7 protein-coding genes and 1 pseudogene are annotated in these 7,625 nt (G+C 42.4%); 5 read left to right on the top strand and 3 right to left on the bottom strand.

Features of this window, described 5'->3' with window-relative positions:
- Positions 1 to 35 precede the first annotated feature (35 nt).
- Together PLH26_RS12160 and PLH26_RS12155 are read left to right on the top strand one after the other, a co-directional pair.
- A complete protein-coding gene (locus PLH26_RS12160; RefSeq protein ID WP_324586293.1) occupies positions 36 to 482 on the top strand; it encodes a DUF1573 domain-containing protein in 447 nt (148 codons plus the stop codon).
- Positions 483 to 644: 162 nt separating this feature from the next.
- Positions 645 to 1,148, top strand: a complete 504-nt coding sequence (locus PLH26_RS12155) for a hypothetical protein (protein ID WP_324586292.1) — start codon at positions 645 to 647, stop codon at positions 1,146 to 1,148.
- Between the two features lie 72 nt (positions 1,149 to 1,220).
- On the opposite strand, the gene PLH26_RS12150 is transcribed toward PLH26_RS12155, so the two are convergent.
- Positions 1,221 to 2,378, bottom strand: a complete 1,158-nt coding sequence (locus PLH26_RS12150) for an MFS transporter (RefSeq protein ID WP_324586291.1) — start codon at positions 2,376 to 2,378, stop codon at positions 1,221 to 1,223.
- A 79-nt stretch (positions 2,379 to 2,457) separates the two neighbouring features.
- Between PLH26_RS12150 and PLH26_RS12145 the strand changes: the two genes are divergently transcribed.
- The 3 genes from PLH26_RS12145 (at position 2,458) to PLH26_RS12135 (ending at position 5,979) form a co-directional block, all read left to right on the top strand.
- A complete protein-coding gene (locus PLH26_RS12145; protein WP_324586290.1) occupies positions 2,458 to 3,288 on the top strand; it encodes a hypothetical protein in 831 nt (276 codons plus the stop codon).
- On the top strand, positions 3,285 to 5,324 hold the full coding sequence (locus tag PLH26_RS12140) for a ComEA family DNA-binding protein (protein WP_324586289.1): 2,040 nt from the start codon (positions 3,285 to 3,287) through the stop codon (positions 5,322 to 5,324). The genes PLH26_RS12145 and PLH26_RS12140 overlap by 4 nt, the downstream gene beginning before the upstream one ends.
- 118 nt (positions 5,325 to 5,442) lie before the next feature.
- Entirely contained in the window at positions 5,443 to 5,979 is a 537-nt protein-coding gene (locus PLH26_RS12135) for an ORF6N domain-containing protein (RefSeq protein ID WP_324586288.1), read from the top strand.
- Between the two features lie 119 nt (positions 5,980 to 6,098).
- On the opposite strand, the gene PLH26_RS12130 is transcribed toward PLH26_RS12135, so the two are convergent.
- Both PLH26_RS12130 and PLH26_RS12125 read right to left on the bottom strand, forming a co-directional pair.
- Complete coding sequence (locus tag PLH26_RS12130) at positions 6,099 to 7,217, bottom strand: redoxin domain-containing protein (protein ID WP_324586287.1); 1,119 nt, start codon at positions 7,215 to 7,217, stop codon at positions 6,099 to 6,101.
- A gap of 191 nt (positions 7,218 to 7,408) precedes the next feature.
- Positions 7,409 to 7,625, bottom strand: a pseudogene (locus tag PLH26_RS12125) (hypothetical protein); the annotation flags it as partial.

Below are 7,625 nucleotides of genomic sequence, written 5' to 3'. Positions count from 1 at the left end.
AGTGTACAATTATTAAAAAACATAAACCATTAAATATGAAGAAACTGTTATTTACCGTGGCAGCATTTGCCATTACATCCTGGGCTGTGGCACAGCAAACCGAAGGCAAACAAAAAGCCGAAGACCTGATCAGCTTTAAAGAAAAGAAACACGACTTTGGCAAGATCAAACAGGGCGTTCCTGTTTCTTACGACTTCGCCTTTCAAAACATCAGCGATAAACCCGTGGTGATAGAAAACGTGTGGGCTTCCTGCGGCTGCACTACACCTACCAAACCAGAACAGCCTGTTACCAAAGGAAAAAGCAATATTATTAAAGCAGGATTTAATGCTGCCGCGGCTGGTGATTTTGATAGAACTGTATATGTAAAAGTACAGGGCATTGATATTCCGCTTGAATTAAAAATTACAGGAAATGTGCTGAATGCCGAAGCATACGCCAAATATGAGGCGGAAAAGAAAAACAACAAAGGCAGTAAGTAATATTCTGTTTCATTAACAGTTTTCCCCGTTGCAAATGCAACGGGGATTTTTGTTGCCCTTCCGTGTAAAAACATATGATTAACAATGCAGGAATAAACAATGGAAGCCAACTACCAGTCGGTATATATGCAAACGCATTAATCACCTTTAAAAACTACAGTTATGAAAAAGACAGGTTTAATAACAATACTGGCCGTTGCATTAATGAGCACAACTGCATTTGCAGACGGTACCAACAAAACCGGTAAACAAAAAATTCCCTATATGGCAAAGCAGGAGTTCTCATCGGATTTTGCAAATGCCAAAAAGGTGCACTGGAACAGGGATCAGCAATACAGCGAAGCGTCATTTGTACAAAACAACAAGCCTATGCATGCCTTTTACAATTGGGATGGCGATCTTGTAGGTACAACCCATACCGTTTCGTTCAGCGATCTTCCTGCATCTGCACGCAAAACAATTTCAAAACAATTCAAAAATTATACTATCGGCAGGGTCATTAAATATCACTATATGGAAAGTGGGCTGAATGACTTATATCCGCTGGTTCCCTATGAAAGCAGTATCAATTATTTTGTAGCGCTGAAAAAAGATGATCAGTTGAACTACAGCATACTGAAGGTTACGCCAGACGGAGAAGTATCTTTTTTTGAAACGATGAAATAAGATGCACAGCGTGAACAGACCTATAAAGCACATTCAAAACCAGGCATTAATGTCCTGGTTTTTTAATACTGCTCAATCTTCGATCCTGGAAAATCCCGCCAGCAGCGTAACGCCCAATCCCAGGAAAGCGATAAGCGCAAATGACCACCTCAAACCAAATGCTTCCGCTATCAACCCAATAACCGGCGGGCCAAACAAAAAACCAAGGTAACCAATGGTAGAAACAGCAGCAAGTGCAACTCCCGGTGCTACTTTACCGGACCTGCCTGCTGCACTGTACAACAGTGGAACTACAGACGACACACCCATGCCGGTTATCAGGAACCCTATAGTGGCAGGGATCGTATACGGCAACACAACAGCAAGCACCAATCCGCCCGCAATAAGCAACCCGCTCACCCTTATCATATTTTTCCTGCCTATTTTCACAGACATCCGGTCGCCGGCAAACCTGCCGCCGGCCATGGTAGTCATGAATGCCACATAACCCAGGGTTGTAAGTGATTTGGGTACCTGCACCTCTTTGGCGAAGTAAATACCGCTCCAGTCGAACATGGTGCCTTCACACACCATGCAGCAAAAAGCGATCAATCCTAATTTTAACAATGCATTGTCGGGCTTTACAAAAACAGGAGCTTTGCTGTCTGAATGAATATCTTTCGTAAGTAAATATTTGTACACAACAATAACAAAGCAGCATACCAGGATGGTAATGATACCAAAATGCAGCAAGGGAGATACAGATAAAGAAAGCATGAACGCTCCAACAGCGGCTCCGCTAAAGCCGGCTACGCTCCATACTCCATGAAAAGACGCCATGATGGATCTGCCGTATAAAGCTTCTACGCTTACGCCCTGCGTATTCATGGATATATTGAGCAAATTACCCGCAAAGCCAAAAAGAAAAAGAACGGTCACCAGTTGCCACACCAAAACAACAATTCCTAAAAAAGGCAAAAGAATGGCATACAGCAATGCGGCAATAATAGCGGTATGCCGGCTTCCGTAACGCGCCACCACAAACCCCGATACCGGCAAACTAACCATTAAGCCTACAGGCAGGGAAAGCAACACCATCCCAAGCCCTGCCTCATTTAAGCTCAGTTTTTGCTGAATATCCGGTATCCGTGAAGCCCAGCTTGCAAAACAAAAACCGGCAGAAAAAAACAAAGTGCTAACGGCAATGCGGGCGGCCCTTGCGGGTGCCTGTGTGGCTATAGATGACAGCATAAATAAATGCTAAGTTATGGTTTGAAATATTTTAAAGGTTCAACATTTTTCTTTATCTTAACATTCAAACACCAGTTAAATGAAAAGCGCTAACCTGCTTGCTGCGGCATTGCTTTGCCAGGCTGTTATCGGTTTTACTCAAACCTCACATACACCCCTGGTATCTTATTATCCTTCTTCGGGAGCTTACAGCAAAAATTTTACGGATGTCTTTTCACTTTCTTCCAATATTGCGGCATTATCAGCCCTGAACAGCTTCAGCACCGGAGTATATAGCGAAAGAAAATTTATGCTGGAAGAAACCAGCCTGTACACCGTTGCTATTGCCATGCCTACCTCCTCCGGTAATTTTGCCCTGCAGGCAGATCACTTCGGTTATAAGGCATACAATGAATCGCAGGTGGGCATTGCCTACGGTCTGGCACTGAGCAGCAAAGCCGGCATAGGAGCCAAATTCAATTATTATAATCTTCGCATTCCTTCTTACCTGAACGCCTCCGCAATAAATTTTGAAATAGGCTCAGTGATACATATCAGTGAGCAGTTGCACACCGGCGTATCCATATACAACCCTTTAAGCAGCCCGCTCGGAAAGAACACCGGTGAAAAAATCGCTTCTGTTTATAAGACCGGGCTGGGGTACGAAATGTCCGTCTCCTTTTTCACACAACTGGAAGTAATAAAAGAAAAGGGCAAAGATGTAAATGTGCATGCCGGAATACAATACCGGCCGATAAAACAATTGTTTGCCCGGGCAGGCATATTTACAGGCACTTCCTCCTGCTATTTTGGAGCAGGCTATCTATACAGGAAACTGCGCATGGACTTCTCCGTTGGTTTTCACCCGCAGTTAGGTATATCCCCCGGTTTATTATTGTTATATCAGCTTAACAAAAACGCAAAGGAATGAACTGTTATGCTACTATAATATGTTTGCTTTTTGCTTTGTGCCTGCAGGCACAGGAACAGCTCTGGCCGGAAACCGAACAACAGCTGGAAAGTATAACAGAAGGGCTTGAGGATGCTGAAACCACGGATGACGGCTGGTGGCAATACCTGGAATACAGGAAAAAAGACCCGCTCAATCTTAATACTGCTACGGTATCAGATCTTACAGAACTGCAGTTGCTATCGCCTTTGCAGATGAGCCATTTCATGGATTACAGGAATATATTGGGGAGGCTGATCAGCATCTATGAATTACAATCGGTTCCCGGCTGGGATATACCGCTCATTCGGAAATTACTGCCTTTTATCAACATTGCAGAACCTGCTTTTGCAAAAGAAAAATTATTGAAACGGATCAGCAGCGGAAACCACTACCTGGTAATGCGGTATTCGCGTGTTATGGAAAAAGCAAAAGGGTATCTTATAAAAGACAGCTCGCTCAGCTCCTATTCAGGCGATCCGACGAGGCTGATGTTTCGATACAAATACCAGTATAAAAATCTTTTGCAATACGGATTAACGATCTCAAAGGACGCAGGAGAACCCTTATTTGATGAGCGCGCAGGCTTTGATTTCTATTCTGTTCATTTTTTTGCAAGAAATATAGGCATTGTTAAGGCTGTAGCATTAGGTGATTATACGATCAATATGGGGCAGGGGCTTATTCACTGGCAGGGCATGGCTTTCGGAAAAGGAGCTGCGGCAGTGAACATAAAGCGACAGGCTCACACCTTGCGTCCGTACAACTCCTCAGGAGCATTTTATTTTCACCGTGGCGCCGCTGTTACGGTTGAAAAAAACAACTGGCAGGGGACTGCTTTTCTTTCGCTGAAAAAATCAGATGCCAAAACAAGTCCCGATCCGGTAAGCGGGGAGGATATTATCTCATCTGTTCATACTTCGGGATATCACCGTACACAGAGTGAAAGATCAGACCGGCGAGGCTTGCATCAACTGACCTACGGAACAAACCTGGTACGCAAACAAAAGCACTGGCATATGGGTTTAAATATGGTACAATATCATTTTAACAGAAAGATCCAAAAAGAAGCTGACCCTTATAACTTATATGCATTAAAGGGAAAGGATAATGGCAATTACAGTATAGACTATGGCTTAACGCTAAGGAATATGCATGCCTTCGGTGAATTTGCTACAGACAATCATTTTAATAAGGCGGCAATAAACGGCTTGCTGATCAGTGTTCATTCCAAAGCAGATCTTTCCCTCCTTCACCGGAGCATTTCAAAATCGTACCAGGCCTTTTATGGCAATGCGTTCACGGTAAACACCACAGTCTCCAATGAACAGGGATTGTACGCCGGATTTTCTTTAAGACCATTTCCGGCATGGGGTATTCATTTTTACACTGATGTTTATCGCTTTCCCTGGTTAAAATACCGAACAGATGCACCATCATATGGCAAGGAGCTTTTCGTTCAGATTAGCTGCAAGCCTTCAAAACTAACTGAGATGTATACACGCTACCGGAGCCGCCAAAAAGAAATCAATCAAAAAACGGAAACCAACGCCCTCAATGAAGTGGTACCTTTTTTTAACCGCTCATGGCGCACACAGATCAATCACCAGGTAGATAAAACATTTTCGATAAGGCAGCGGTTTGAATTGCTGTGGTATACGCCGGAGAAAGAAAATCCTGAAAAAGGGTTTCTGGCTTTTTTTGATGTTTTTTACAAGCCGCCGCAAAGCGGCCTAAGTCTTAATATGCGCCTGCAATATTTTGAAAGCGATAGCTATAATTCCCGGCTATATGCCTATGAAAATGATGTGCTTTACTATTACGCCGTTCCTGTATTTTATGATAAGGGGTCAAGATATTATATCAATGCCAGGTATAAGCTGAATAAATATATGAGTGTATGGCTTAAATGGGGACAATTGATCTACAGCAATAAAGATTCCGTTGGCAGTGGGTTGGATGAAATTAAGGGAAACAAAAAATCGGAGATGAGGGTGCTAATGTCTGCAACGTTTTAACACGCATCAAAACCGGCGGCATTTATCTTAATGCAAAGTGTGCTTTTATTGGAAATCATAAACGCGTGGCTTCCAATTTTAAAATGATTACATATTCATAAACATAAAAACAACGGCTATGGCAAAAAAAGAGTTACAGCTATTGGTGGCAGAACAAAAAGTATTGAACAAGATATATGCAATACGCGGGGAAAAAGTAATGCTGGATAAGGATTTATCTGCAATGTATGGCGTAGAAACAAAACAGTTGAAAAGACAGGTAAAGAGAAATATAAACAGGTTTCCCAAAGATTTTATGTTTACGCTTACCAGGAAAGAATTTGAAAACTTGAGGAGCCAAATTGGCACCTCAAGCTGGGGCGGTATAAGATATATGCCGATGGCTTTTACAGAACAAGGTGTTGCAATGTTATCCAGTATCTTAAACAGTAAAACAGCTATAGAAGTAAATATCAGGATCATAAGAGTATTTACAAAGCTCCGGGAATATACGCTTACCCATAAAGAGATATTGATACAGCTTGCGAAATTAGAAAAGGAAGTAAAGGGCAACAGCAGAGATATTGAGAATATTTTTATGGTCTTGAAAGAGCTGATACAAAAGCAAAGTACACCAGTCGTAAGAAATAAAATAGGATTCAGGCATTACGACTAAAAAACCAGTAGCAGTACTGCAACTGGTGATGTATAACTTGACATATGAAAAACCCAAATAAAAAGGTCAGGGATGGATTACATCTTTGACCTTTTATTGTTGTTTATTATTTATCGTTATCAGTTCAATATCTCTCCTAATTTTTTGATCAGGTCTTCCCCTCTCAGGCTTTTGGCAATGATCTTTCCTTCTTTATCCAATAAATAATTCATGGGGATGGCTTTGATCCCATACAAAGCTGCGGCATCGCTTTCCCATCCTTTCAGATCCGACACATGCGTCCAGGTGAGTTTGTCCTGCCGAATGGCCTGCTCCCATTTGTCCTTTTTTTCATCGAGGGAAACGCCGAGAATATCAAATCCTTTGGATTTATAGGTATCGTATGCTTTAACCACGGTTGGATTTTCCTGGCGGCAGGGGCCACACCAGCTTGCCCAAAAATCTACCAGGGTATATTTTCCCCTGTAGGCAGCCAATGAAACCGGCTTGCCATTGATGTCATTTAAAGTAAAATCTGGCGCAATGCTTCCTATAGCTGTACTTTTAGCCGCATCCAGGCTTTTTTTCACGGCTTTTCCAAAATAAGAAGCTTTAACATTTTCATCCAATCCATTGTATAAAGGTTCAATATCGGCGGGCTCTATGTCATAACCCAGCGTTTGTGCCAGTTGAAAAGCCGAAACATAAGAAGCCGGATTTTCTTTCACAAATTTTGCAACGAGCGTTTTGCTCTCTCCTTCCAGGGCTTCATATTGCTTCTGAATTTCTCCCGCTTTCTGAGCATCGCCCTGCATTGCAGCCATTTGGTACTGATCGTACAATTGTTTTTGCTTTTCTTCAATAGGCTTGCGCTGTTCATTAAATTTCTTCAGCTCTTCCTGCGAGTCGGAGCCGTTGATATCAGCCTTATACAATGAATCCACAGATCCATTAATTGTTATTTTTCCATTCTCCAGAAAGAACCCGAGTGGAAACTTCTTCTGACCATTCTGATCATAACCTAAAAGCACAAATTCAGGATAAGCTGCATTGCCTTTAAATTCAAAACCGGCGTTTACAATCTTAGCTGAATCCGGTATTTCCTGTTCTTTTTCCGGGTGGTACAAATAAGCCCATCCACTGTCTAAACCCGCTATGTTTCCCGTTAGCAGGTAACTCGTGTCTCCCGGTGATTTTCCTTTATCAGCACAGGATGACAGTATAACGGAAAACATTAACGCGACAAACAGCTTTTGCATGTGCAATATTTTTATTAATCTGCGAAGTTAAGCATTAAGTGCCGCCCGCTGGCCACAATGATGGCAAAACATTGTTATAATTACAAAGCGGCACGCACATCTTACCACTTATCATTTCTCACCTCTCACGTTTCACTTCTCACTTCTCACGTTTCACTTCTCACTATTCACTATTCACTTTTTACCACTTACTACTGGTACTGGATATATATCGGCCGAGGCTTCAACTGCAGCACCTCTTCGGCTGTCATGGTGCGGCTGTTCGGCTCCCTGAAGTCATTTTTGTAAAAAATTTTAAAACCGGCGTAGTGTACGGGCTCCTTGTAAATGTATTGCCTGTAGGTATTTATTTTACGGGCCTGCAATCCCCAGCCATCCATATCCATAACGATCTGTACTTCGGGGCGG

This window comes from Agriterribacter sp. (genome assembly GCF_035444585.1).
Taxonomy (GTDB): Bacteria; Bacteroidota; Bacteroidia; order Chitinophagales; family Chitinophagaceae; genus Agriterribacter.
The sequence above is the reverse complement of the archived record's forward strand: the minus strand, read 5'-3'. Positions and strand labels throughout refer to the sequence as shown.

Coding starts and splice junctions, on each gene's coding strand:
- PLH26_RS12160 (WP_324586293.1), top strand. CDS start 36: ATGAAGAAACTGTTATTTACCGTGGCAGCATTTGCCATTACATCCTGG.
- PLH26_RS12155 (WP_324586292.1), top strand. CDS start 645: ATGAAAAAGACAGGTTTAATAACAATACTGGCCGTTGCATTAATGAGC.
- PLH26_RS12150 (WP_324586291.1), bottom strand. CDS start 2,378: ATGCTGTCATCTATAGCCACACAGGCACCCGCAAGGGCCGCCCGCATT.
- PLH26_RS12145 (WP_324586290.1), top strand. CDS start 2,458: ATGAAAAGCGCTAACCTGCTTGCTGCGGCATTGCTTTGCCAGGCTGTT.
- PLH26_RS12140 (WP_324586289.1), top strand. CDS start 3,285: ATGAACTGTTATGCTACTATAATATGTTTGCTTTTTGCTTTGTGCCTG.
- PLH26_RS12135 (WP_324586288.1), top strand. CDS start 5,443: ATGGCAAAAAAAGAGTTACAGCTATTGGTGGCAGAACAAAAAGTATTG.
- PLH26_RS12130 (WP_324586287.1), bottom strand. CDS start 7,217: ATGCAAAAGCTGTTTGTCGCGTTAATGTTTTCCGTTATACTGTCATCC.